Below are 25,919 nucleotides of genomic sequence, written 5' to 3'. Positions count from 1 at the left end.
CTCTATCCGTCATATGCCGAATATGGGGCTTCCAGTCGCTGGAGGGTCAAGGGGGAATTTTGAAAAAATGAGCAGGGGGCCGAGGGAGAGGCGAATCACGGTTAACAGCAGGGCGAAGCAGGGCACGGGCTGGGCCGTGTTGGAGCGCAGCAAAGGCGTAGCGGTATATGCGAAGGTCGTATCAGCGCCTAGTCTTCTGCCACCTGTCTGACCGGAAGCATATCTTAATACCTTTCTGCGTAAGTCCTCCCAACCCGCTTCGTCGCTAAGCTGTTTTAAAGGTTCATTGCTAGGCTGCTTTAAAAGATTGTGAGCAAAGATATGCATTTTTATTTTCATTTTCTCGGCTTGTTCGTGGCGCAGGGTTTGCGCTCTCTCTCCGCTTGGGGCGGGCGGGAGACAGGGCTGCGGGTGATCTCGAAGGCGCTCTTTTCCCTGCTTCCGTTCGCCTTGCTGACCAAGGTCGCCGTGGCCCAGCAGTTGATCCTAAATCCTGTCGCCGCCCCCACTGTGGTCGGGGCGGGCATTGGTGAGCGGGCCTTGTGGCGCAACGCGGGCACGGTTGGCGGGGTGACGGTCGATATTGTTGGTGAGATGATCTTTACGGGTCGGGATCATGTTTTCGCCACTGGCAATGGACAGATCCAGATCACCTCGACCGGACAAGACCCTCATTTCATGGATTTCTTCCTCTATGAGGCAGGCACCCATAACATCTCGACCAACACGGGCGGCGTGCCGGTGGTGGCGGATGTCTTTTTTCAGATCAATGACATTGATGGGCCGCTGAATGAGCAGGTCTATGTAAATATTTGCGACGGGACGGTCGAATATGTTCGGATTGACCGCAGTGCGACCACCTATCGCGGCTATATCGAAGGGCCGGACGCGAACCTCGGGACAGAGGTGTTCTATCTCGCTGGGGATCGCAATTATAGCAACCAGCCGGTATCGGGTTTGGAAATCTTCTACCCGCAGACCTCGACCTTTCGCTTTGGCCGGACCGCCAACAACGGCTTCCTCGTCCGGCTTGCTAATCCAACCTATGACGAAGCGCAGACCTATGACCTGAAATGTGGTGACTTCAAAGCACCGGTTCTGCAGGACGACGTGAAAGAGCAGGTGCTGAGCGAGCCTGTGGTGGTGAACATCCTGTTCAATGACAGCGTCGCGACCGAAAATAACAATGCGCCCGCCAATAATTCCGGGCAGCCCAGCGAATATTCCAAACAGGCCATCGATCTGATCCGGCCCGCCGGGGCGCAGAATATCGTGACCGATTCCGAAGGCCATCGGGTGGGTTTCGATGTCTTGGGAGAGGGCACGTGGAGCTATGATGATCTGACCGGAGAGTTGACCTTTACCCCCTTCGTGGCCTTTTTTGCCGCGCCGACGCCGATCGGCTACCGCTATCAATCGCCCATCATCCTGCCCAATGAGCCGCGGGCCTATTCGGCCCCGGCGCAGGTCTCGATCGATGTGGGCTCTGTCGGTCTGCTGAAACTTGCGCAATTGGTCGATGCCAACCTGAACGGCTATGCCGACCCGGGAGAGACGATCGCCTATGTCTTTACCGCTGAGAACTTTGGCAATGTCGATCTGACCAATGTGCAGCTTGCCGAAACGCAGTTCAGCGGCAAAGGCGTGCCGCCCGTGATCACCTTTCAGGCCGCGACATCGCTGTCGCCCGAAGGCACGCTCTTGGTTGGCGAAAAGGCCGTCTATACGGCGACCTACACATTGGTGCCCGAAGATTTGGACACCACGATCAGCAACCAAGCGGAGGTCACTGCCGAGACGCCGGGCGGGACGGTTGTCTCGGACCTGTCGGATTCCGAAAATCCCGGCGACGGGGATGGTGTCGCGTCCAACGGGCCAGGCGAGGGGCGCGATGACCCCACGACGATCTACGCAGGCTCCGGCCCCGACCGGGGCGATGCGCCGGTCACCTATGGCGATCCGCAGCACGCGGATACCGCGCAATACTGGATCGGCGCGCTCAACGGTGATGGCGACGGGTCGGCACAGCATTCCGTCGATGGCACGGGCGATGACCTCGACGGCAAGGATGACGAGGACGAAGAGAGCTTTCCCCAACTCTACGGCGATCTGACCCGCACCGTAACCGTGGTGGTGAACGAGCCGACGCCTCGCACCGGATATTTGCAGGCCTTTGTCGATTTCGGCGGCGATGGCCTCTTTCTTGGCGATCAGGTCGCGACCGATATCCAAGACGGCGGGGCGCAGGATCTCGATGGGCTGGTGAATGGTGAAATTTCATTCCCCGTCAGCGTGCCGGTCACGGCGGTGCTGACCCCGACTTTCGTCCGACTGCGCTGGTCCTCAACGCCTGGGCTGGACGCAATCACCCCCGCCCCCGATGGGGAAGTCGAAGACTATGGCATTACCATCAGAACACCGCCCGACGCCGACCGCGGCGATGCCCCTGCCAGCTATGGCGATCCGCAGCATATCATCGAAGGCCCCGGCGCGCCGGAGGTCTATCTGGGCAGCACAGCGCCCGATATCGATCTTTTGGCGCAGAACTCCATCGGGGCCACGGGCGACGATACCGATGGGTCGGATGACGAAGACGGGGTGACCTTGCCACAGTTCTATCGCGGCGGGTTGGCCGAGATCACAGTGGCGGTCAGCGATCTGGCCGGAGCGCCGGGGTCTTCTTATCTTCAAGCCTTCATCGATTTTGATGGCGACGGCACCTTTAACCAAGCCGGAGAGCAGGTCGCGCTGAACCTGCAAGACGGCGGTCTGCTGGATAAGGATGGTCTGACCAATGGGACAATCCTTTTCGAGGTGGCGGTGCCCGCAGGGGCGACCACATTGCCCACCTACGCCCGTTTTCGCTGGTCGACGGACAGCACCGGCCTTGCCACTGCTTTCGAAGGGGAGGTGGAAGACTACACGCTGACCATCTCCAGCGATCCGCCACCGCTGGTCTGCGATGCATCGCTCTATGCCATCGTCGACAGACCTTCTACACTGGTGCGTATGACCTTCCGCGATAGCGGCGGCAGCTACGCCACGACGGTTGAGGCTTCTGGCAGCACCGGGCAGAACCGCGATGGCGCTTGGGGCTACAACGCGCTGGATGGCTATATCTATGGCGTGGAGCAGAACACCCGCAGGCTCTACCGGATTGATGGGGCTGGCGACATCACGGATTTCGGCAACATCCCCGGCGCGGACGATGCGCTGAACGCCGGGGATATTCTACCCAATGGGCGGCTGATCTACGAAGTTGATCCAAACACATGGCAGATCGTTGATCTGACCAACCCTGCCGCACCGATTGTATTGGGTGACATCGCACTCACCATCGGAGTCAATGCGGAAGACCTCGCCTTTAATCCCGTCGACGGCATCATGTATGGGATCGACAGGAACTCGGGCTTTTTGTTCCGCGCGGCGGTCAACAACGGCACACCGGGCAGCGTGACACCGCAGGCGATTGGTCCCGCCGTCTATGCGGGCGAGTTCGATGCGCTGTGGTTTGACCGCGATGGCAGGCTCTATGGCTATTCCAACACCACCAACAACCTTTTCGTGATTTCGACGGCGACGGGTGTGCCGCAACTGGTTTCCGGCATTCCCTTTGACGAAGGCGGGCGCAGCGATGGCGTCTCCTGTCGGGGGCCAGCACCGATCCCGCTGGGGGGCATTTCGGGCAACATCTATGAGGAGGCGGATGCATCGGACGTGAAGGACAATGGGGAGACCAATTTCGGGGCGGGCGTGGGCATCTCGGTCTTTGCCGACAATGGCACCCCGGCCAATACCGCCGATGATATCTTTCTTGTCACAACGGATACATTGGCCGATGGCACCTATGCGGTGGGTGACCTGATGGTGAACACGACCTACCGCGTCGCGCTGGATGAGGCGGACCCTGATCTGCCCTCGGGGCTGACCATCGGCACCTCTAACCCGCTGATTGGCGTCCCGGTTTCCGGCAATCGCGTGACCAGTGACCAAGACTTCGGGTTCGATCCGGCGGGCAGTGATCTTGAACTCAGCAAAATCGCCGCCGCGACCGGGACGACGACGCCGATCACAAATGTCTCGGAAGGGGACACGATTGATTGGATCATTACGATCACCAATGTCAGCGGCGGCTCGCCCTCGGGCGTCAAGGTGATTGACCAAATACCAAGCGGCTTTGCCTATGTCTCGGACGATGCGCCCGCGACCGGGGATACCTATGAGTCCGATACCGGGTTGTGGTTCGTGGATGAACTGCTCAGCGGGGCGAGCGAGACCCTGACCATCACCACCACGGTGCTTGGCAGCGGTGATTTCACCAACCAGGCCGAGATCATCTATAGCTCGCTGCCCGATCCCGACAGCGATCCCAATACGGGGCCGTTGACCGATGACCTGTTCGACCAGCTGCCCGATGACGACGAAGCGTCCTATTCCGTGAACCTTGTGACAGGTGAGCGGATCCTGACGGGCCGTGTCTTCATCGACAATGGGGCGGGCGGCGGCACCGCGCATGACGCGCTGCGCAATGGCAGCGAAGAAGGGGCGTCTTCGGCGGTGCTTGAGATCCTCGACAGTGGCGGCGCGGTGCTGGCCACCCCCGGGCTGGCGACGGATGGCACGTGGAGCTATGGGCTCTCCGGCGCCTATAGCGGTCCGATCACGATCCGTGCGATCCCGGCCAATAACTACCGCGCGATCTCCGAAGCCGCGGCAGGTCTGCCCGACTTGGTGAACGCCAACCCCCATGACGGTGAATTTACCTTCACCCCTGAGGCTTTCGGCAATCGCATGGGACTGGATATCGGCCTGTTGCAACTGCCCAGCCTGACCAACGACCAAACCACGACGGTCGCTCAGGGGCAGGTCGCGACCCTGCCGCATATCTATACCGCAACCTCCGAAGGGCAGGTGACCTTCTCCTACGCCGGTGCCACCTCGACCCCAACCGGCGCGTTCAGCGCGGCACTTTTCCAAGACATCGGCTGTGACGACAGTGTCGATGGGCCGATCACCGGTCCCATCGCGGTCACGACGGGGCAAACCGTCTGTATCGTCTCGCGGGTTTCTGCCGGGTCTGGCGCTGGGCAGGGCAGTACCTATGTCTATCAGGTGCTGGCGGCCACGGCCTTTGCGCGCACCACGGTGACCAGTTCGGCCAGCAACACCGACGAAGTCTCGGTCGGGGGGCAATCGACCCAGATCGAGCTGCGCAAAACGGTGGAGAATGAGACCCAAGGCACCGGTGAAGGGACCATCAACCTTGGCGGTGTGAATGATATCCTGCTTTACCGAATATACCTGCGCAACAATGCGACCACCCAGGCATCGAACGTCAAGATTTACGACATGACCCCACCCTATACGGAGCTGTCGGAATCCATCGTCGATCCGCAACAGGTCTCACCCAACCTCAGTTGTGATTTGGTGCGGCCAGCAAGCAACCTGGCAGGCTATGCCGGGGCGATCGAGTGGAACTGCACCGGGCAGATGTTGCCGGGTGAGACCGGGGCAGTGCAGTTCAGGGTTGGCATTCAATAGGCCGCGGGCCCAGCGGCAAGGCTCATGCCGGGGCGCCGCGATGCTCCGGCGTTTCGGCCTTTTCCGCTCGGCCTTTTCCGCCCGGTCTTTCCCGCCGGGGCTTTTCCCGCCGGGGCCTTACTCCGCTCAGGCCTTAATCCGCGTCGCGCGCCAACCGCAGACCCATCATCTGCCAGCGTTGATGCGGATAGAAAAACGTCCGGTAGCTCGGGCGCAACTGTTGCTTTGGCGTGGCGCACGATCCGCCGCGCAAAACGCGCTGGTTGACCATGAACTTGCCATTGTATTCGCCCAAAGCACCCTCAGGCGGGCGGAAACCGGGGTAGGGTGCAAAGTCAGAGGCGGTCCACTCCCAGACATCGCCCCAAATGCCCTTGCCGGGCAGGGGGCGTAGGGCACCGATGGCATCGGCATCGCCCATCAGGTTGCCGTTGATCGGCACATCGCGAAAGGCAACTTCATGCTCGGCTTCGGTGGGCAAACGGCCCCCGGCCCAACGGGCAAAGGCTTCGGCCTCATAATAGCTGACGTGGACCACCGGCGCATCGAGCGCTACGGGCTGTGGTCCGCGCAGGGTAAAGGTCCACCATGCGCCATCCTGCTGCCACCAGTAGAGCGGATGCGCCCATGCTTCGCGCTGCGCTACGGCATGGCCTTCCATCAGCCATAGCCGCGCGTCGCTGTACCCGCCGTCCTCCATGAAAGCGATCCATTCGCGGTTGGTCACCGGACGGTCGGAAATCTCAAAGGGGTCGAGCCAGACCCTGTGGCGCGGCCCTTCGCAATCATAGGCAAAGCCGCCCCCCTCATGGCCAATCTCAACAAGACCGCCCCTGTAGCGGCTGAAATTGAGTGGCATTTCGTCGGTGACCGCCAGCGGCTCGGGGTCTTTGTAGGTGGGCAGCAAAGGGTTAAAACTCAGCCCGTGAAGCAGGTCGGTGATCAACAGCTCCTGATGCTGCATCTCATGGTGGCAGCCCAGTTCAACCAGTTGAGCGATCTCATCGGCATCGTCGCGGCTGGCGTTCATCAGATCGTTCAGGCTGTTCTCCACATGATCGCGATAGGCCCCCACCGCGGCGCCATCGGGGCGCGAGACCAATCCGCGTTTGTCACGCGCATGACGCGGTCCAGCCTGCACATAGTAGGAGTTGAACAGCACCGCGAAACGGTCATCGGGCGAGCGATAGTCAGCGACCCGGGGTTTGATGATGAACTCCTCAAAGAACCACGTCGTATGGGCCAGATGCCATTTCACCGGAGAGGCATCCTCCATGCTTTGCAGCATCATGTCTTCGGGACAAAGCGGCGCTGCCAAAGCCTGCGTCCGGCTGCGGGTGGTGGCGAAAAGGCTCAAGGCCTCATCAGGGGACATCGGCTGGGGTTTGGCGTTCATTTCGGGCGCTCCTTTGATGGTCCGCAGACAGGGTCCACTATGGGCAAATTTAAGGCCGCCGCGTAGATTTCAAGCGATAACAGATGCTCACCATTTGGTATGGGCCGCTTTGGCGGCGCCGTGAGCCCGCTATCGCTTGCCTTTCCGCGTGGAGCCTGCAATCCGTTGCGTAAGCAAAACAGGCCCCCTGCCGCCACGTACAACTGCCCAAAGGACCACCCCATGACCCAGTTCTGCCTGACCGTGACTTGCCCCTCGAAACGGGGGATCGTCGCCGCCATCGCCAATTACATCGCCGAAACCGGGTGCAATATCACCGACAGCGCGCAGTTCGACGACACGGAGAACGGCCAGTTTTTCATGCGCATCAGCGCAGAGGCGGAAACCGGGGCCACGCTTGAGAACCTGCGCGACGGGTTTGATGCGGTCGCAGAACCCTTTGGCATGACCTATGATTTCCATGACCAAGACACCACGATGAAGGTCGTGGTCATGGTCTCTCGCTTTGGCCATTGTCTGAACGATCTGCTCTACCGGGTGCGGATCGGAGCCCTCCCGATTGAGATCGTCGCCGTGATTTCGAACCACATGGACTATCAAAAGGTGGTGGCGAACCATGACATTCCGTTTCATTGCATCAAGGTAACCAAGAACAACAAGCCGCAGGCAGAGGCGCGGATCATGGAGGTGGTAGAGGATACCGGCGCGGAACTGGTCGTGCTGGCGCGCTACATGCAGATCCTGTCGGATGCAATGTGTCAGAAAATGTCGGGCCGGATCATCAACATCCACCACTCTTTCCTGCCGTCTTTCAAGGGGGCGAACCCCTATAAACAGGCCTATGAGCGGGGCGTGAAATTGATCGGTGCCACGTCGCATTACGTCACCGCCGATTTGGACGAAGGACCGATTATCGAACAGGACACCGTACGGGTCACCCATGCGCAAAGCGCCTCTGACTATGTGTCGCTGGGCCGTGACGTTGAGGCCAGCGTCCTGGCGCGGGCGATCCACGCCCATGCCCATCAACGGGTCTTTCTGAATGGGAATAAAACCGTGGTCTTTCCGGCATCGCCGGGCAGCTACAGTTCCAAGCTGATGGGGTAAGCGCCACGGCCCCGCGTTCGCCGAAACTGGTGTGATCGCGGGGCCTTGGGGGCGAGCAATGCGCACAGGCATCCGTAAACCGCGGGCGGCAGGTATCGGATCAGCGTGAGGATAAGTGTTTCATCTGGCGGGAAAAGTGGTGCCCCCACACGGACTCGAACCGCGGACCTACTGATTACAAATTGCCATGCTATTGTGTGTTTTCAAAGGGTTATCGAATTTAAGTCACTTCGCAGGTTCGTTTGATATCAATGACTTAGAGTGACGTCCGAACTTCGCTAGCCACCTCTGCCGCGCCTTTCCGTGGGGCAACACGGTGCTTTCAGGCCGGAGGCCGATATGGCAAAAACCAAATCAATAGCCGTCTACAATTGCGACCCCGAAGATGTGATTACAGACGACATGCTGTGCGATGGGTGCGGCCAGTATCCTTGGGAATGTGTAGAATGCGGGATGATGCCAGACGGCCAATGCCTACTCGCCGGAACGGAGCATTGCGATTGGGGCTGTGGAGCGCTGAACGATCAACGGATTGATGCAATGAAGGCATCTCAACCTGAATCCTAAAAACCCCCGGAGGCCACCGAAAGGAAAACGAATGCCGGAGGCCGTTTAACCTTTCTCCGTCTCACATTATCGCTCAAAGGTCAGATTGGTTTTGTAATCACGGCGCAGGTTCCACGGAGCGCATGCCGCGCGCCATGCAGCATTGCTAGACGATTTGTCTCGACTCGGATTGACTCTCAAATGAAATCGAGTCCCCATTGGGGGCTCTAATTTCATCTTGAAAAGGACATTCACTGTGTCTCAAAACGATCAGAGAGACGCGCATCTAGATGCTTTCATTGGCATGGTGGACCAGTCCCACGACGTAAGCTATCAATTGGGATTGATCGTCGCTAACTTTGCAGTCTTGGAATTTCTACTGGTGATTCTTGGTGCTGCAGCCTTAGGTGAGGACGATGACCGAGCGCAGTCTCAAGTTATCTGCGGCAGGGTTCGAAATTTCTCAGACCGATGCCAGATTGTTAAAGACCTTGTGCAAATGTCAGCACACGTGGTTGAAAATCGAGAGACGCTGACTTCGTTTGTAGACGAAATGTTTAAGCTTAACGCGGTGCGAAACCTCTATGTTCATGGGCTTTGGGAGGGAAACATGAATGGAGACGCTTGGGTAACACCCTACGTCACAACTGCGGGACGAAAAGGCCAGAAACGAAAGGTCGACCCAGACGAATTAGCGCATACCGTCAGTGATATTCGTTCATTGGTGGGAAGAGTATTTCGCGAACTTCAGATCACAACTTACCCCGTTTCGGTTTAGCTTCAATCATAGCAGTAAAGACCTTTGTAAAAAAACTCGCGGGCAACGAATGTCATAGTCTAACTCCGATGCAACTTTCCAGGCTTCCGATATCATCTCTTCGGTTACTCTGATCTCTGTCGCGGTCTTTCTCTGATCTTCTGGCATCTCACGCACTCCTTCTCAGGTATCTAATGGTCCGGATTTCAATCGTAGAACCTCGCCTCGGTGACCGCCTGAGTTCCAATTTAGAATCCGGCCAGCCGGCCTTATTCTGTTTCAGAGCGACAGGGCGCTCTGCCTCCTGAATGTTCGCACCCTTCGCAAGATAGGGGTCGCGGCAAGCTCGGCGCTGCGCAAGCCACAGCCAAACAAATCGAACATGTTCAATAGGCATCGTTCTATTCCCCTAGGCCGTTTAATCTGTCTTCGCCTCGCATTCACGCTCGAACGTGAGGTTTGTCTTGTAATCACGGCGCAAGTTCCACGGAGCGTGCTCGGCACGCCAGACGACTTCCTCTTTCGAAAATCGACGCTTCTCCTCAACATCGCAGAAGGCTGCCTCAGTAGACGCCACCATTACCGGGGCCGGGGAGCAGCCAGTGATCAGGAACGGCACGAAGATCAGGCATGTTATCAACCGCATTGTCGCTTTCCTTGTCCTCGGATCGATTGGCAGCCCGGGCGGTACATCCCGCCAAGGTCAGTTTGATGCGCTCATTTTCAGCCCGTAGGGCGGCATTGTCTGCTTTGATGGACATGACCCACCAAACACCGGCAGAAGCTACCACAGCCGCCAGAATATAGGGCAGGGCGAGGCGGATCATGCCAGTCCCTGCATGCAGAGCCGATATTCATCAGACCGACGACGCACGAGACCGCGCACCACGCGGCCGCCTGCTTTGTTCCACCACGTCAGCGCGGTGCAGCCGCTGGCGATGCTGCCCGCGTTCAAGCGACGCGTTGCCGTGCTTTTACCGGCGCCACGGATCCCCACGTTCCAGGCGAGCGAAACATAGGCGGCGTCACGCTCCGGCGTCAGGCGGGTGTCGATCGTGCGAGGGGTGAAGTACTGGTAAAGTGCATCGCGATACTCCAACAGCCCCGCTTCGAGCATCGCTTGACACTCTGCATCGGTGTAGTGATCGCCTGCTTTGACGCCGCGTGTTTCCCCGTGGCAGACCGTCCAGACCGGTGGGCTCGCGATGCGATCGAGGTAGGCGGTGTTCTCTTTGCCCTCCCATTTTGCCACCAGGGGGAAAGCCACAAGTAGGAAGGCAGCAACGGTGACGGCCGAGGCACAGCGTGTCGTGCTATCACCCACGCCCTGGTCCTTCACACGGCCGAGTAGGCCGTAGATGATCAAACCAACGCCCAGCAGCCACCAGAAGCGCGGGTTCGTGTCGCGCTCTGTCACGTAGTAGATCACCTCCGGCGCAAGTAGGCACAGGATGCCGAGGTAATTGGCCCACATGCTATGCGATCGCTTGGCAATCTGTTTCCAGTTCGGGATCAGTTTCACGGGGTTATCCTTTCGTTCAGAATGCGCCGCAAGAGCGTGGTGCTTTCACGCTGATCGGCTTTGATTTCTTGGAGGGATTGGTAAAGCGTCTCGAACTGGACACGGGTCTGGGCCATCGTGTTCTCAAGCGACCGGATGCGAACTTCTAGCGACAGCCGCGCAGATGCAGCCTCAACGCTGACATCAGAGATTTGGTCCATCTTGGTTGTGACGCTGGCCAGTTGCATCCCCACCCACAGTCCAGCGCCGACCATGCCGCAGGCCATGGTCCACGCTAGTCCCTTGTTGAGGGTTATGCCGCGATCCGAATTTTCGATACGCTGTGTCACACACTTACCCCTTCGGACCTAGAAACATGTACCTCGCGCTGCCAATCGCCGTGCCGCGCCGATTTTCCAACTCGATCGCTCCGTTCTTGACGCTGATGGTGAATTTGGTGTCGGCGCCAGTCGTACCGGTCAGATCGGTTCCGGCTGCCGCAAGCTCCGTAAGCGAACCTAATTGCGAGAACAGAACCGAAGGTGTGGCGCCTGCGTAAAAGTGAACCTGCGCTCCAACGACAGCCGCCCCTCCGGATTGGTGGTCGCACCACAAATAGAAGGTTCCGCTGTCGAACGGTGCCTCAATCTCAAATGTGCTGTTATCGGCAATCAGCGGAACGACACCCCCGGTGCGCAAAATACCACCGGCGACATGACCACGATCGAGGCGAAGGTCCGTGTCGCCCAAGACGGATGCGAACACATAGGCCCAGCCCTTGCTTGATGGATGGTTCTGGTCGTTCCCGCCCTCGACATCGTCCGCAGTGCCGGTCGATCCGAAGCACTCAGCAAAGGTTAGTTGTGGCGTGACGGGCATGAAGGTCCCAAGATAGGTGGTGGCAGTGATCGCCGTTGACCGCCCGTCGAGGAAGGACATCACTGGGGAGTACCGGCCACCATGGCGCATGATGATAGCCTCATCAACGAGCTCACCATTCAGCTCGATGCGCGCCGTGGGCCCGCTTAGAAACACGGAGAGCGTCATCGTGCCCTCAGTCGGACTGTTCACTGACGAAACTACCGTCCGATAGCGCCCGGCCGCATTGTCCAGAACCACATACTCGACCGCAACCTTGCCAGCTTCGCGGTAGATTTCGAGCCAGCTTGCAGAGTTCGCCCCGGTCTGGGAGATGGTGATCTTTATCCTGCTCGACCACACGTTTGGCACGGGAATGTCAGCGACAAGACCAAAGTCCAGATCACACGGCCCCACCGTATAGGGTGTCGAGACAGCGGCCGCATTCACACCCCGTGTCATATAGGTGAGCGTTGGGTCAAACCCTGCTACTTTTCGGCATTGCTCCCGTCCTAAATCAATCAGGCCAATATCATTGTAGAAAGCATGGGAGCGTATCCGTTCGGCCACGAAGAGCCGACTATCCTGCGCTGCTTGACCGCCTATATTCTCGGTCGTGCTGTAAAGGTTCGGGACCATGTTCGTGATGAGCACAATGTCAGTGTTCGGTAGACGAGTAGCGAAGTCGTTCAATACGTCCTGAAAATTGGCCTCCACGAAGATATCGCCATCATTCATCCCGAAGTTGAAAAATACCGCGTCGGGCGCCAACGCTTCGATCGTGTCTATCCAGCTATCTGTCGCTGGATCGTAGACAGGATTATCTGGCCACGTCGGCAAGGTCAGGCCAGTAGCGTTGAGCGTCGCAAACTTGTTGTCGCTCAGATGGTCCCATCGCGCGCCACCGATGCCTCGATTGTAGAAGCTCGGGTTTACGTCAGGGTTCCGCTTAAGGACCTCTTCGCGCAGAATACCCCAGAGAGATGCGGTCTCATCAAAGGTCGCCGTTGGGATTGGCGTGCTGATGCTATCCCCGACTAAAATCATTACGGGACTGATTTTGCCCGACGCGTTTGCTAAATGATCGACGGGTCGTAGGGTCGTGCGGGCATTGGGAACAAGCTGGTTCATGTCGCACCATCTGGTAAGGAATTCTCATTTGGGAAGCTGGCAGTGCACAACAGTTTGACCCGCCAACCTGAAGGGAAATTTCGAGCTGCAGTGAGCGCCAGTTCTGGACGATCGGTCAGCCATTTTCGGTGGCTCTCGTCGTTGGGGCAGATGAGATGGGCCACAAATGAAGCGGTTGGCGGTGCGGTCATTTTTTAGCCCTCTTACTGGGCTCGCCATGGTCATCTTGAGTCTCTGGCGCTGTTTGTTGCATTTCAGAAAAGCGCACTTGAGCTGAAATCAGATCAATTTGCAGATGACCAATATGCCGCGCGATTTGGTCATGTATAAATGATTGAATTTGCTTTTCTTTTTCCATTGGTGTGATCCTTAGTTGCTATATAGGGGAATTTTGTAGGTAACTCCGGCGATATTGAGCAGTAGATAAGCAGCCACCGTTGCTGGCGGAGCACCACCGGCTCCTGCCGTAGCTGACGCCGCAGTCCCGGCTGACGCCAGAATGGTTCCGGTTGGCCCCGCTGAAGTCAGATCGATATGCACACGGCTTACTGGTGTACCCGCAACGTCGCGCACAAATTCAAGCAACCGGGACGGGCCGTTGTATCGGATACCGTCCATTATACCGCCGCCGCCGTTGACCAGCCACGCCATAGACGCCACGTCCTTGGGGGGCATAAAAGCCGCTTTGATGCGAGCAGACGGAACAACGGACATATCAATACCCACTGCCTTGCCATCTAGGCTTTCGTCCAGTGAGTCCGACGCGAAGTAGATGCCAGTTGCCCAGCCTGTGAACGCGCCCGAAGCCGGGCGATCCTGAGACGAAATGTTGATGCCCTTGGAATACCGGTTAAAAGCATTGGAGCCGATAGAGCCGTGAAGTACCTCCGTCGCCCCGTCCTTGCGGTTTTTGAACACAACGTCCGAGCCGACAAGCGGCTTCGTGTTGTCGTGCTTTTGGGAGATGATTGAGACTTCGCCGCCGATGAGGGGGCGTCTCCAATAGGCTCAGTTACTGCATCGCCGGTCCATGCTTCGGTCGCCACGCCCCAAACGGATGCTCCACTGGCGTCCATCGCATAGCCGTTAAATTGCCCCGGAACGACCTTCCGTGTTCCACCAACCCGCTTAATATTGGCGGCATAGCCAAACAGAGAGCCGGAGCCAGATTTTGAGGAAGAATAGTTTTGATAGTAGTAGGCGCCACGGTTGGCAGGATCGGGAGTAAGGTCCGACCGATTGCTGGCGATTAGCACAGCACCATCATCCACGCCGCCAAAAGTGTGCATCGACCCTTTCACGAGTATTCCGCCGTATACCATGTCCGAGAGGTCAGAAATATCCGAGGCTCCAGCTTGGCCTAGGTAGGATCGTCCGCCCTCGCGATATTCTTGACCCGGGATCGCTCCGTATTTCTCAATGTGCGCAGCGAGGGCGGATCGATCTCTGAATGAAAAAGGACGCTGACCGATCTCCTCTTCGAGAGTTTGCCCACTGTTCGCAGAAATGAGTTCCGTACTGGATGCCGCGCTGGTCTGAGCCGGAACCCGGTACCGGATCGCCACGGACGCGGGCGGGAAAATTGCGCTGGTCAGAACGATATTCAGCCCGATTAGAGAAAATTCGCTTTGCTTCAGACGCTCGGTTTGCCCAAACTTGGTGACAAATACCTCGCAAAGGATTTTGTTGATTGGGTCAGAATTGAGCGCGAACGTTTTTTGCCCAGCCGGATCGATGACGGTAAAGCTCTTCTCGAATTCATTGAGCACGCCATCTCCCTTTGCGGAGATCGCGGAAATCGACGGGCCTGGAATGGGTGTGCCGCTTTCGTCAAACGTCAGCACATGACCAGGCAGCGAGGTGGCGGTTTTAATAGGGTTGTCGAGACGTACTGTTCTTCTGCTGTCAGTCCGGAGATCCTGAACGGCTTCAGCCAGCCAGTCCATTTGGGCTTCCAGACCCTTTTCGCGCGAGGACTGGCCAAGCCATCCCTGCTCGATCTCTGTCATTCTGCGAATGTAGAGTATGGCGCCAGCGTAATCGGCCGCGAACTGCGCAGTGAGTGTGATTTCCCCAGTCGTCAGGCTTTCAAGGGGAAAAACAACATATTCACTTTCCAGCAGCTCAACACGGCTTCCATCCAGAACCGCTGCGACAACCAGTGTGCCTTCCTTGTAAGGATGCGTGATCTGGTAGGGGCCTGTGCCGCTGATGGGATAGCTGGGGCTGGGGGAAAAAGCTTCGCGCGTCATTGGCCACCTATGGCGTTGGAGAGGTCAGGGGCGCGAGAAGGAGCAGGTGTTCCGCGGGCCCACCAAGAGGCGTTGCCACGGTTCTTGACTTGGCTCTGCTCGGCGCGGCGCATCTGCGCCTCCGCTTCCGGATCCAGCATCATTTGAATTTGATCGAAGACCAGCCGGTCAAATGCTACACGGCTGGGCCAGAGGCTCGACGCGACGGGCGTATTGTAGCGCAGGAAGTTTGCCACATCGCGGCCGAATTTGGTGTCCTTGCCTTCGACAGCGAGGTTGAAGTTAGAAGCAGGTATGCGTGCGGCGTCACCGATTAAGCCAACAACAGGACCAGCGGCTGTCTGCGCCAAGCCGCCGCCGAAGCGATTTTTCTCTGCGAATGCAAAATCACCGAATATGCCAAGACCGCCCCCTTGCATTTGGGCAGCGAACCAAAACTTCGGGGTATCCATCGGTTGAGGATCACGGCCTTTGACCATTTCCTTTAACTGGACGGCCAGCGCGCCCATGATCAATGTCGAGGCGGCCATGGTCACAAGGTAAGCGGCCTTGGTCTGAGGTGTGGGCAGAGCGTTGAAAAGATGGATTTGCCCCAAGGTCAGGGACAGCGCGTAGTTTTTGAAGCCGATGGTTGAGCGCAGGAATTCACCGCCAAGCGTGCCTGGACGGCTGTCGTTAATAAATGCGGCCGTCGCCCGCATCCGTTTAGATGGGACAAACAATTCCACTTGGTCTTGGATCGACGCTTGAAGCCTCAGGGCCAGCCCTTCGGCTTCGCCGCGGGGCAGGGTGGTTTGATGTTCCAGCCACCAGAACGGTGTGAGGAAATCGCCCTTGCCCTCATCGAAGAGGGCGGCCGGGTCGGACAGGTGTTGCCAATCGCGGGCTGTGATGCCGTGACGTTCCAACTGCTTGCGGATCATCACGTCCAGATCATCAAAGCCACGTCCAACATTGTCGGCAAGATGGCCAGCGTTTTCCATCTGTACGGCCAATCGCATGCCGTCCGTCCATCGGCTAAGACCAGACGCGCGGATGGTGAAGCCAGACAACCGGGATGCCCAGTCGTTTGCCACTTCGTCATTGGTCAGACGGGCAGAGCTCGACATCATCGATAGCAGTGTCTCGGCGGTAAAACCCATGCGCGCCGCCGACTTGCGCGTTCCGTTGGCGAAGACCATTGAAACGGCGTTGCCCAACATGTTGCTGGGGTTGCGCCCCATGGCGACGGAGCCTGCCGTCAGCGTGGCCAAGTCGCTCACGGCCGAGACAACGGCCGAGCCCAGCTTGGTGGACACGTTGACGTGCCGCACGGTCGACATGGCGCGGCCCCAGAACTCGCTTTCCGCCTGGTTGATGGCGCCGGTGGCGTGGTTCATCAGAACCCGCGCGCGCGTAGCGCTTTCATCTACTTTCAATTTCAGCTTTGGATTGCCGCTGGTGCTCACGCGCTTTTGCAGCGTTTGGATGGCAAACTCCATGCCAGCGTTTGGATTGGGCCCGAAGACCTTCATCAAGGCAATGTCTCGCGCCAGAGCATCCATGCCGCCGACCAGCGCGGTGAAAGGATCCGTGGTGCCGAACAGCTCGTTGTAGTCCATCCAGCCGTCGCCATTGTTGAAATGCAGCAGGCGGGGCTCGGCGTTTTTGTTGTAAAGTGCCTTGCCGCCGTAACTCATGCTTGGCTCGCGGCTCTCCCAGCCATTGCTGGTGATGTTGTCATATACCCGCTGTAGGAAGGCTTCGGCCTCGGCACGGTAAGGGCGGGCGCCTTTAGCCACGGCAAAGGGTTTGCCTGTCGACAGGTCGGTAATCCTGCTCCAATCGAGACTGTCGTAAATTGCATCTTTCCAGCTCTCGAACCCGGCGTCCTCGATCTTGCGGGCATCGTGGCTGTGGCGTACACCGTGGTCAGCGATCTCGCCGATGTCGCCGCCATGGGCATTGAAGTTCTGACGCAGAAAGGCTTTCAACTTTCTGATTGCGTCGGCGAATTCCTTGGCATTGGCACTCTCGGTCGGTTGATCATGCAGCTCGCGCATCACATCCCGCATCAGGGCAGGGTCTTTGCTGCGGCCGGTGACCCCAAGGCCGGCCTTTTCCAAGAACTCCCGCATGTCGTGACGCATCCGGGCCTGAATGGCCTCCTGGATGAAGCGCACGTTCTCACCTTTGAAGCCGCTGTTCGGCGTGGTTTCAAACATGTCGAGAATGGCTTTTGAGGGATCTCTCGCCTCGGTCAGCAATGCCTTGATCCGTTGCAGTGTCTGCAACTGGTTCAAGACCATATGTCTGCGTGAGCGGCGGGCCTTTGAAGTTGCCTCTTTCAAATTGGCCCGCGCGCTCACCTCAGCCTGGTGGCGTGGCATCGCCTGTTCATACCGTGCCACCAGCTGATCGAATTCGAGGCCGCAGCCTCGGCGTGTTCCTTGTTCAGTTCGCCTGCTTCAACGGCGCGCGCCAAGCAATCATGGATGTTCGCCATTAGGCCGCCCCTTTCATTGTGCAAAGATCGATGATTGTCTCCAAGGCCTCGTCCTGGTCGAGGTCATCGAGCACCTGCCGGGTTGAGAACGTCGTGCCATCGGCCATGGGGATCGCGAGGTCTTCACCCGCCGCAACATCATCAGCCAATGCGCGAATGTCAGCCGCCGCCTGACGGTCATCGACCTTCTGTGAGGCGCGTTCATCGAAGCCGGCGGCCAGCACGTCATCCGCTTCCTGAAGCTCAGGCGATGACGCGCCCTCGGCAAATGCATTCTCCGGGATCGCATCGCTGGGCATGTCGGCGGATCGCGGGGGCGTGGCAGGTATCCGGGCTGTGCCGATCTCGGTCAATTGACCAAAGGCGCGGCTGTCGATCGTCTTCAGAATATCCAGCACACCGACGGTATCGTCGAACAATGCCGCATCGGTTTTGCCCACCTTCTGGGCTTCGGCCGCAAAGCGGTCCAAGAACGCGGTGATCTTGGGCGCGGGGAGGGCACGGCCGTCAGGATACATCATACGCACCAGAGCAGCCGTCAGGGGCGGTAGAGCCCCATCCAGCAGGTCAACGTCCGCCAGCAACTCTTCGACCATCTGAGCGGAGGCTTTGTTGTCCCTCGTGGCGATCCGACGGGCATCGGCGATCGTGCGCATCGCCTCCATCAGAAATGGTGTCACGTCGAGCTCGTCGCGCAGGCGACCCTCCTGGACCGCTGAGCGCATGGAAGCCCAGCTCGGGGCCGCGCCTTCCAACGCATCCATCAACCCGCGCAGATCACCTGCATCAGCCTCTGCGAAGCGGGCCAGAATATCCGGGGCATCAAAGGCGCGCGCGAACATTGCCTGCCGAACACGGGTGACACCTTCAGCGTTCAGCCGTCCGACACCATCGACCAGAGCATTCCGCTCTGTCTGGGGCAGAGAGTTCAACACTCTCTGGGTGAACGGCACATTCGCGCGCGCGGTCAGCGGCTGGGCCGGGTCGAACATCGCAACCGTGTCGGCGTCGAGACTGCGCGCATCAACAGCGGCGCGTTCGGTCGCCGACATGCGGGCTGTCGCAGAGAAATTTGCTTGCCGCACGAAGTTCTGGCGCTGGCTGTCTGTCAGTTCCGAACGGCGGCGACCGACGAGAACTGGTTGCTCAACGCCTTCCGGAACCTCGAAACCTGCCGCTTCGATTTCTTCGAGATAAGCGGCGGCACGGTCAGGATGCTGCTCGAACGCCCGCTGGATCGCCATCACCCGGCCGTTGCCGCTCTCAACGATATTGTCGGGTCCGATGATAGGCGCGCCGCGATCAGCCTCCGGCGCCGGCATCAACCGGGCAGGGTCCAGCGACGCGGCGATCTCTGACACCTGCTCGTCGCTCGACGCCCGTCCGCGATCGCGCGGCTGTAGATTGCCACTCGCGCGGGTCAAGGTGCTGGCATCAACGACCTCATAGTCGACATCGATGCGAAAATCCCGGCCGGCGGTGACTTGACCGGATGCGGTATATCCCCGGCTTGTTGCATAGCTGGCAAAGTCGGTCGCCGGAGCATCGCCTGTTGCGGGCGCTGGCGGCGTGCTACGTGGCCCGCGATAACCTTCCCATGCCTTTGTGCCTTGCTTGCGATAGATCCAGATGCCCAGCTGATCCTGAAGTGCTTCATCCATCAGCTCGTCGCCACGCAGACCAAGGCCTTTCTTCGCCAGCCGGAGCGTGGTGCCGACAATCTGATAAGCGCCCATGGGTGTGGCGACGCGACCGATCTGACCTTTAACCCACTGACCGTACTCTCCGCGCACGCTGGAAAATTCGATCGCCTGGTCAACTGTCATCTCAGTCAGTTTGACTTCGGCAAACCGGCCGCCGGTACGGTTCTGATAGCCGAAGAGCGCGTTGTAATCGCCGCCACTTTCCCCTGCGAAAATGCCGTTCTTGATCGGCTCCCAGCCCGGCGGTGTGTCGATGTAGCGAGGAGTGGCGGAGGGTGGTGGCGCCGTGTCGGTCGGCAGATCACTACCCTGTGAAAGGGCAGTCTCAGTCTCTTCCACCGATTGTGCATAGCGCAGCTGTGGTGCGTCGGCAGGGCGACGAAGCCCAGTCGTACGCTGACGGTTCACTGCATAGCTGAGGGCATGGCCCCCGCCGACGAGAACGCCGGCGAAACCGGCACCGGTCAGACCTGCAAGACCAATCTGGGCAACTGGCCGCGGCGGATCAATATCAAGCTGGTCTGCCACTTGCTGTTGCGTGGCAAGGGTCCGGGTTTCATCGAGCGCCGCCAGCCCTCCTTCGACTAACATCGTGGTGCCCAAGCGCGCTGGACCTGTGAGGCCGGTCCCGAGCATGATTGCACCTTCAGGGGTCGTCACTTCTGCCCAGAGATCACCCAAAAGCTCCGGCACAAAGCCGTCTGCCTGGGCAAGGACATCCTGAGCTTCTTGCAGCTCCTCTTTGCGACGCCGATCAACCTCAGCGTCAAGCTCCTCGATCGAGGTGGGCAGATTACTAAATTTAGGATTTGCGGCTTTGGCCCGGTTAATGCTCGCGAACAGGGTATCATGGCGATGCATCGGGGTTGGGATGCCAGCCTCAGGATCAGGCGCGACGATATATTCGGGCGGAATTTGACTGGTGATTTCTTCGACAACAGACTTTTCCATTTTCGCACGTTGGCCGTTGAGGTCTTTGCGGATGCGGGTCTCTTTGGTTTGCGCCTGAAGGCGTTCCCCAAAGGAGGGCGTGCCCTCAAACATCAGCTGATCGACTTGCTGCTGCTCTTCTTCAGACCGTTTCTTGAGGAAGAAGGTCATTGCTCATACCCTTTCAGAATTTCTGTGAGGCTGAATTCAAAGGGAAGTCCGGACAGTGTGTCGGCAACTGTGCGGCCGTTATGCATGAGGCGGTATTCATCGGGTCCCACGGCCTTGAGACGCATGTCGGCCAAGGCGTCAGGCGCGATGACCTCGCCATTGATACCGGGTTGGCCGCCAGAACGGCTTGCTGCTTGCCAGATTGCATCGGCGCGGGCCTGAGCATCCGCGCCACCGATGAAGTCTTGCGGCGGCAAGGCTCCACCAGCTTGAGCCATAGCTGCGAACTCTGCGTCCATTCTGTCGTAAACGGGGGATTTACGGCCTTCCATGTCGAACTGGAGTTGCGCCAGTGCGCGATTAACGCTGTCCGCGCTGATGTTCATGGGCAACGGTGTGAGAGCGCCCCTGACATTCTGCATTCCGCCCTTCGCATTGCTCCGGCCGTATTTCCCAGTGCCGCCCAAGACCTCATGAAGCGCTTGACGATAGATATCCTCATCGATCGCCGCCGTCGGGTCAGTGCGTCGTACGCGAGCAGCATAAAGCGCGTCAGCCGACGCCCGAATTGCGGCTTCTGTTTGTTCCCCTTCGGGCTCGTCGGCAAAGTAACCCTGCAATGCGACATGGGCAGCACTCGTGCGATCGGCAGCCGGGGGAAGCTTGACGTTTCCTGCCTCAATGACCTGCTGGCCGCGAAGCACCTCAGTTGCCAAAGTGGCTCGGCCGCCAGCGGCTTGGAGCCCGCCGATATGGTTCATGACCGGATCGTCGATCAGGTCGGCTACGGTGACCGAGCTGTCCGCTGGCAAAGATTGCGTGAGCGCATAGGCCAGCGATGCTCGCGCAGACGGATCATTTTCAATGGCCGCGGCTTCTTTGAGCGCTTCAAGCTCGGTTTCATCGAGATAGACGGGATCCCGAACGAAGCCTTTCTCGACCAGATCATCGGACATCTTGACGCGTGCCTGCAATCCCTTGGCATAGGCGGCCGGATCGCTCGGGTCGAATTCTGGCAGGTCAGGAACATAAAGACCGATGTCGCGCACATAGGCCACGGCATCCTTGCTCAGTTCGGTTTCAGCGAGCTTCAACCGATCTTTCAGCAGCTGCACACGCTCGGTCTGATACTTGTGCTTCACCGGGCGATTTTCTTCGCCAGCAATTGAGGCGCGGAGTTCGGCCGGCGTCATTTGTTGAAGGCGGGGCTGTTCGTTGGACAGCGACAGCTTCGCCATCGCTTTCGGGTGGTCTGGATGGTTCTTTGCCTCGTCACTGGCAAGCCAACGTTCATCGACCGATTTAAGGCCTCCGTCGCGAACATCGATGATCGCCTGAAGGCGCTCGCCGACAACTTTCTCTTGTTCTTTCGCGGCCTTCTCAGCTGCCGTCTGAGCGGCAGAAGCTGCGCGGTCGATGTTCCCCTGAGCCTGGACACGGTACCGTGCCCGCACATCAGCGGGGAGGCCTGCAAAGTCGCCGTCGCCGCTGGATGCCAGGAACCCGTCTGGATCGCTGGCCACCATCGCGATCGCCCGCGCGTTGTCCATGTCTTGGGTCAGGCCCAGTTTGCGCCGCTCACCTTCGGCAGCATCAATGACACCGGCCGCCACCATCTGATCGATTTGCTCATACCCTTGTCCAAGCAATGTCGCGCGCATGTCTGGGTCGGCGGTTGCGCCTTGCTGTGTGGCGGTCTGCGCATAACGTATGAAGGTCGCTTCCTGTTGCGCTTGACGCGCGCCGAGCGTTTGCTTGCCAAGAGAAAAAGCATTTCGATTGTGCAACTCATCGAAGGTAAGGCCGAACTTTTCCGCATTCTTTGGGCTGACGCGGGGCCGGCCATCATCGGTCTGACCTTCAAGGTAGCTTTGACGCAGAGCCTGGCTGCCCTGCCGCCATGCAGCTTCGGCCTGATCGGGGTCGCCGATCTCCATAACCTCAAGGCGCAGATTGTTCATTTCGCCGGTCAGGTCGGTTTGGAACCGCTGCGCCTCGCGCGACAGGTAGTCGTTTTCCAGAGCTTCGCCCACCTGACGCATCTGGTCGCCGAACTGGGCGAGCATGGCGCCGCCTTGGGGCTCTTCCACACGAACCCGAGCGGCGCGGCCGCCGTCGCTCCCAGCTTTTGGAACGGTGAGCGTCATGCCGCGAGCCCCGGCCAGTCATCTGGCTCCCTGTTCAGCCAAGTGCCTGCGGCTGAGAGCCCCCGCGGAGCAGTGCCATGCGGCCACGCGCCTCCAGTGAGCGCTGCTCGCCGGTCAGTTCCATTTGAGTTGCCTGGCCGGTCGAGCGGATTGCTTGCGATTGGAAAGACATTTCCTGTGCGGCGGATTGACCTAGCAGCACGGCTGTGGGGCTGTCGAGCTGAACACCCCGGCCGGCCAATTCAGCAGCCTGCTTGGAGATCGACGATGCGAAACGGAGCCGCTCGCGTTGATCCTTGACCGCGTTGAGCTGCTTTTCCGTTTCCTTTTGCTGCTCGATGAGTGCGACGTTCTGTTTCGCAGCTTTATTGGCGGCATAGCCTTGATACAGTGACCCGCCTATCGACAGCAACGTACCGATCTGGGCGAGGCTCGCGCCTGTCGTAGCGGCGGTAGCCGCGCCAGCAGTCGCGCCGGCAGCGGTAGCCCCGCCAGCACCGAAGGCCGCCAACATCGGAGTGATAAAATCACACATCAGGCATTCGCCTCCTCGACATTGGGGATCACGGCCATGACGGTCATGGGGGCACCGCCGGTCGGTTTGAAGAGCAGGCTGACTTCGTCGGCGTAACCAGAATTTGCTTCGAGCCGCATCACGCCGTCATAGCCATTCACGAGGTCGGCAGCGACTTGCAGCGGCACGAGTTCTTCGGATTGATTGACGGTATCGGGTTGCGCGAAATTGCGCTCGACGGTGCTGACGCGGCCAGCTGCGGTTTTGCGCAGAATGATTCCGCTTCCGGCGTGCAGGCGCTTTTTTCGACCAATCGTGGAGCCATCCCGGGCCGGAGCGGGGATGTCTAGCAGTTCGAATTCATGGGTCTCGTCGAGCAGGCCGATAGAGGCGCGGCTTACCTCGGCATCCAAGACGACCTCCCCGGAGGCAGGCACGAGGTAGGGGCCGTATTCGCCTTTGTCAGTCCAAGCATGAACAGTTTCGCCGGCGAGATGCGGGACAGAGAATGTGTCGGTGGCGGGAAGGGCCGTAAACTCAGAGGCAGCGAAGAAATGGTTGGCTTCAGCGATCGGTTGGAAGCCCGCAATGATGCCGTAGATGACCGATTGCTCTTCGATCATGCGCACGGTCTGACCGTCAATCGTGCGGCGGACAATCATGGTCAGGATATCGGTCTTGCTGTCTGCGCTGCTGGAAATTGAAAGGCTCTCGACAAAACCTCCCGCAAGGGAGCAGCGGGCCCAACCCAGAACTTGTTCGTCCGGGTCATAGAGCATCACGACCAAATCGCCGCTGCCGCGCCGGATCCATGCCAACCGCTGCGGCGACGATTGCCAGACGATCTCTTCGAAGCCGGTCGCGCCAAGATGTTGCGAGGGAAGGGATAGCTCGACGGGCTTGCCGCCATCCTCCTCAAAGGAATACCGGATTTCTTCCAGCCGAGCTCCGTCTTTCGTCACAAAGACAGGGTAGCCATATGGCGTGATCGGCCTGACGGGGCGAGACCCGTCGGTCCCTTCCACTGATGTGTCGAAGGTGGTCGGACCGATCCGCTGACCTGATGCATTGGAAAATCCGCGGATGACTTCGCCCAGAGCGCCGATGTAGATGCCACGCCGCGCCCGGCGCAACCAGGTGCCTGAGTTTTGGGTGTCGCTGCCTGAGATCGTATAGGCGAATGCCCCGTCGGCATCGATGCTCGGCTCAAAATCGTTGAAATCACCAAGAGTAGACGCCCAGATGCCGCGGGGTTCAGCAGTGTTGAAGGCAGCGAAGAAGCTCTGATCGAAGATCTCTACCGTGCGCGGATAGCCATGACGGTCTGACCAGGCGCCTTCGGACCAACGATACGTGGCCGAGGTGATGCAGGGTTGCGGAATAGATTTGATAACATCAGCCGTTGCAGAATTTGCATTCGCAACTGCGGTGATGCGCACGATGCCGGAGGTGTCTGAGATGTGAAGCCAGCGCGTCCCTTTTTCGCTGTCGACGAGCTGATCGCCTTCGTTGTGGATGGGTGGATTGACGCCGGTATTCGTGCCGGCTGTAAGCTCGTAGATGTTGTCGTCAAAGCGCATCAGGTCGCCGACCGCGATCGCTGTGTTTCCGCTCCAGAGAGGCAGCGCTGTGAAGTCGACCGGCTTTAGTTGGATCAGCACACCGACCCAGCTTGCATCGAAGATGTTGCCTGTGCCGGTTAGGGTGATGCTGCCCGACGCAGCGGAGCACTGAAGGGTTTTGGCCTCATCAAGGTTTTGCACCCGGAACGGCCCGGCGTCATACTGTGCGTCTGTAATTGTCCAATTGTCCAAAGCGAAGCGAGAGAGCTTCTGAATTGGCCTGACGCCATCGGCGAGATAGATCACGTCCGCCGATTGCACCCACCACAGGTCGCCCAGCACAGCTTCTGGGTAGGGCGTGACCAACTCGAACGGGCTGGCCCCGTCCATTACCAGTTCACCATAGCGCCAAACGCGCATCCGAAGGTTGGTGAACTCCAGCGTTAAAGCGTCATTTTCAGCAAATTCAAAATTGATCAGCCGCGCCTTGGCGTTCGCGTGTGTATAGCCGAGGAATTTCGTGCCTGGTCCACGCGTCGCGCCACCCTGACGCAAAGGGATGTAGCCGTTGCAGCTGCGCAGGCCAGACTGGTTGCGTTGATAGTCCGGCCGGGAAAACAGCAGCGGTGAAATCTCACCCGAGGAAAACGAGAACTGAGGCGTGCGCGAGCGGGTCATCGGGTCGCCTCGCTGGCCCAGTCGCCCTGATCATCCATCCCGTCCCAGCGGGCATGGCTGGCAGACACCGCGTCATTGTCGATCGCTTTGCGCAGGGCTGCTGCGCCGTCGGAAACCAAGTCGGCCCGTTTAGTGCGCGACGCGACATAGACCGGAGCCAAAAGGATGGCGAGCTGATAGCTCACCGCTGTTTGAAACAAGGCCGGTAGACGTGTTTCGTTTGTAATCTGGCGTGTGTAGCGGATTGCCACTGCCTCGGCGCGGTCCGTTAATACGTACTGACCGTCGATACGCCATTTGATTGATTTGTCGCGCAGGCCGCGCAGCTTGAGGCAATCGCTGGGAAGGACGTGGAAGTTCGGTAGATCGGGATCCACGACTTCACCTTCCGGCGTGTTGGCGAGCTTCAAAGACACGAACCGGCGGGCAAAGCTGAAATCTTCTTGTTCAAGGCAAGCATTCAGCGCGAGAGGGTACTGCTCATTGGCAGCTGTCGCTTTGATCGACCCATCCCCCAACGAGCTCGGCGCCGTCACTTCCATGAAGCGAAATGCTTGGCTGACGATGGTGGATGTCGCTTTGGGGGTGGCCATGCTACGCCTCGATCAGGAAGGGCAGGGCGGCAGACACCGCCCCGCGC

Annotated in this window: 17 protein-coding genes; 3 read left to right on the top strand and 14 right to left on the bottom strand. The window is 58.9% G+C overall.

From position 1 onward, the window contains the following. Window positions 1-321: 321 nt before the first annotated feature. Window positions 322-5,541, top strand: coding sequence for a DUF11 domain-containing protein (locus tag ACFQAU_RS00410; RefSeq protein ID WP_132443636.1), 5,220 nt, complete (start codon window positions 322-324; stop codon window positions 5,539-5,541). 133 nt (window positions 5,542-5,674) lie between these two features. On the opposite strand, the gene egtB is transcribed toward ACFQAU_RS00410, so the two are convergent. Further along, complete coding sequence (gene egtB / locus ACFQAU_RS00405) at window positions 5,675-6,937, bottom strand: ergothioneine biosynthesis protein EgtB (RefSeq protein ID WP_132443635.1); 1,263 nt, start codon at window positions 6,935-6,937, stop codon at window positions 5,675-5,677. A 222-nt stretch (window positions 6,938-7,159) separates the two neighbouring features. On the opposite strand from egtB, the gene purU reads away from it, so the two are divergent. After that, entirely contained in the window at window positions 7,160-8,044 is an 885-nt protein-coding gene (gene purU, locus ACFQAU_RS00400) for a formyltetrahydrofolate deformylase (RefSeq protein ID WP_132443634.1), read from the top strand. An 802-nt stretch (window positions 8,045-8,846) separates the two neighbouring features. Next, complete coding sequence (locus ACFQAU_RS00395) at window positions 8,847-9,368, top strand: hypothetical protein (RefSeq protein WP_132443632.1); 522 nt, start codon at window positions 8,847-8,849, stop codon at window positions 9,366-9,368. A 542-nt stretch (window positions 9,369-9,910) separates the two neighbouring features. Here the strand turns inward: ACFQAU_RS00395 and ACFQAU_RS00390 are convergent. From ACFQAU_RS00390 to ACFQAU_RS00330, 13 genes are all read right to left on the bottom strand, one after another. Then, a complete protein-coding gene (locus ACFQAU_RS00390; protein ID WP_132443631.1) occupies window positions 9,911-10,174 on the bottom strand; it encodes a hypothetical protein in 264 nt (87 codons plus the stop codon). Continuing rightward, window positions 10,171-10,869 carry a lysozyme gene (locus tag ACFQAU_RS00385; RefSeq protein ID WP_132443630.1) on the bottom strand — a complete coding sequence of 233 codons (699 nt, stop codon included), beginning with the start codon at window positions 10,867-10,869 and terminating at the stop codon, window positions 10,171-10,173. The genes ACFQAU_RS00390 and ACFQAU_RS00385 overlap by 4 nt, the downstream gene beginning before the upstream one ends. Then, window positions 10,866-11,198, bottom strand: coding sequence for a hypothetical protein (locus ACFQAU_RS00380; RefSeq protein WP_132443629.1), 333 nt, complete (start codon window positions 11,196-11,198; stop codon window positions 10,866-10,868). Before ACFQAU_RS00380 ends, ACFQAU_RS00385 begins: the two co-directional genes overlap by 4 nt. A gap of 4 nt (window positions 11,199-11,202) precedes the next feature. After that, entirely contained in the window at window positions 11,203-12,837 is a 1,635-nt protein-coding gene (locus tag ACFQAU_RS00375) for an SGNH/GDSL hydrolase family protein (protein ID WP_132443628.1), read from the bottom strand. A gap of 187 nt (window positions 12,838-13,024) precedes the next feature. Beyond that, window positions 13,025-13,195, bottom strand: a complete 171-nt coding sequence (locus tag ACFQAU_RS00370; protein ID WP_165935529.1) for a hypothetical protein — start codon at window positions 13,193-13,195, stop codon at window positions 13,025-13,027. 11 nt (window positions 13,196-13,206) lie between these two features. Then, window positions 13,207-13,488, bottom strand: a complete 282-nt coding sequence (locus tag ACFQAU_RS00365; protein ID WP_386279741.1) for a hypothetical protein — start codon at window positions 13,486-13,488, stop codon at window positions 13,207-13,209. Between the two features lie 86 nt (window positions 13,489-13,574). Continuing rightward, window positions 13,575-15,089, bottom strand: coding sequence for a hypothetical protein (locus tag ACFQAU_RS00360; protein WP_386279738.1), 1,515 nt, complete (start codon window positions 15,087-15,089; stop codon window positions 13,575-13,577). Continuing rightward, window positions 15,086-17,335: a hypothetical protein gene (locus tag ACFQAU_RS00355; protein ID WP_132443626.1), complete on the bottom strand. Its 2,250-nt coding sequence runs from the start codon at window positions 17,333-17,335 to the stop codon at window positions 15,086-15,088. Before ACFQAU_RS00355 ends, ACFQAU_RS00360 begins: the two co-directional genes overlap by 4 nt. A 238-nt stretch (window positions 17,336-17,573) precedes the next feature. After that, window positions 17,574-20,378 (bottom strand): hypothetical protein, encoded by a 2,805-nt coding sequence (locus ACFQAU_RS00350; protein ID WP_132443625.1) that lies wholly within the window; start codon window positions 20,376-20,378, stop codon window positions 17,574-17,576. Further along, entirely contained in the window at window positions 20,375-22,525 is a 2,151-nt protein-coding gene (locus tag ACFQAU_RS00345) for a hypothetical protein (RefSeq protein WP_132443624.1), read from the bottom strand. Before ACFQAU_RS00345 ends, ACFQAU_RS00350 begins: the two co-directional genes overlap by 4 nt. A gap of 34 nt (window positions 22,526-22,559) precedes the next feature. Further along, complete coding sequence (locus ACFQAU_RS00340) at window positions 22,560-23,060, bottom strand: hypothetical protein (protein WP_386279731.1); 501 nt, start codon at window positions 23,058-23,060, stop codon at window positions 22,560-22,562. Next, window positions 23,060-25,279, bottom strand: a complete 2,220-nt coding sequence (locus ACFQAU_RS00335; RefSeq protein WP_132443622.1) for a phage tail protein — start codon at window positions 25,277-25,279, stop codon at window positions 23,060-23,062. The genes ACFQAU_RS00340 and ACFQAU_RS00335 overlap by 1 nt, the downstream gene beginning before the upstream one ends. Continuing rightward, window positions 25,276-25,872, bottom strand: a complete 597-nt coding sequence (locus tag ACFQAU_RS00330; protein WP_132443621.1) for a phage connector family protein — start codon at window positions 25,870-25,872, stop codon at window positions 25,276-25,278. Before ACFQAU_RS00330 ends, ACFQAU_RS00335 begins: the two co-directional genes overlap by 4 nt. Between the last annotated feature and the right edge of the window lie 47 nt (window positions 25,873-25,919).

This window comes from Sulfitobacter profundi, from assembly GCF_042661425.1.
Classification (GTDB): domain Bacteria; phylum Pseudomonadota; class Alphaproteobacteria; order Rhodobacterales; family Rhodobacteraceae; genus Sulfitobacter; species Sulfitobacter profundi.
This window is presented reverse-complemented; position numbering and strand designations above follow the sequence as displayed.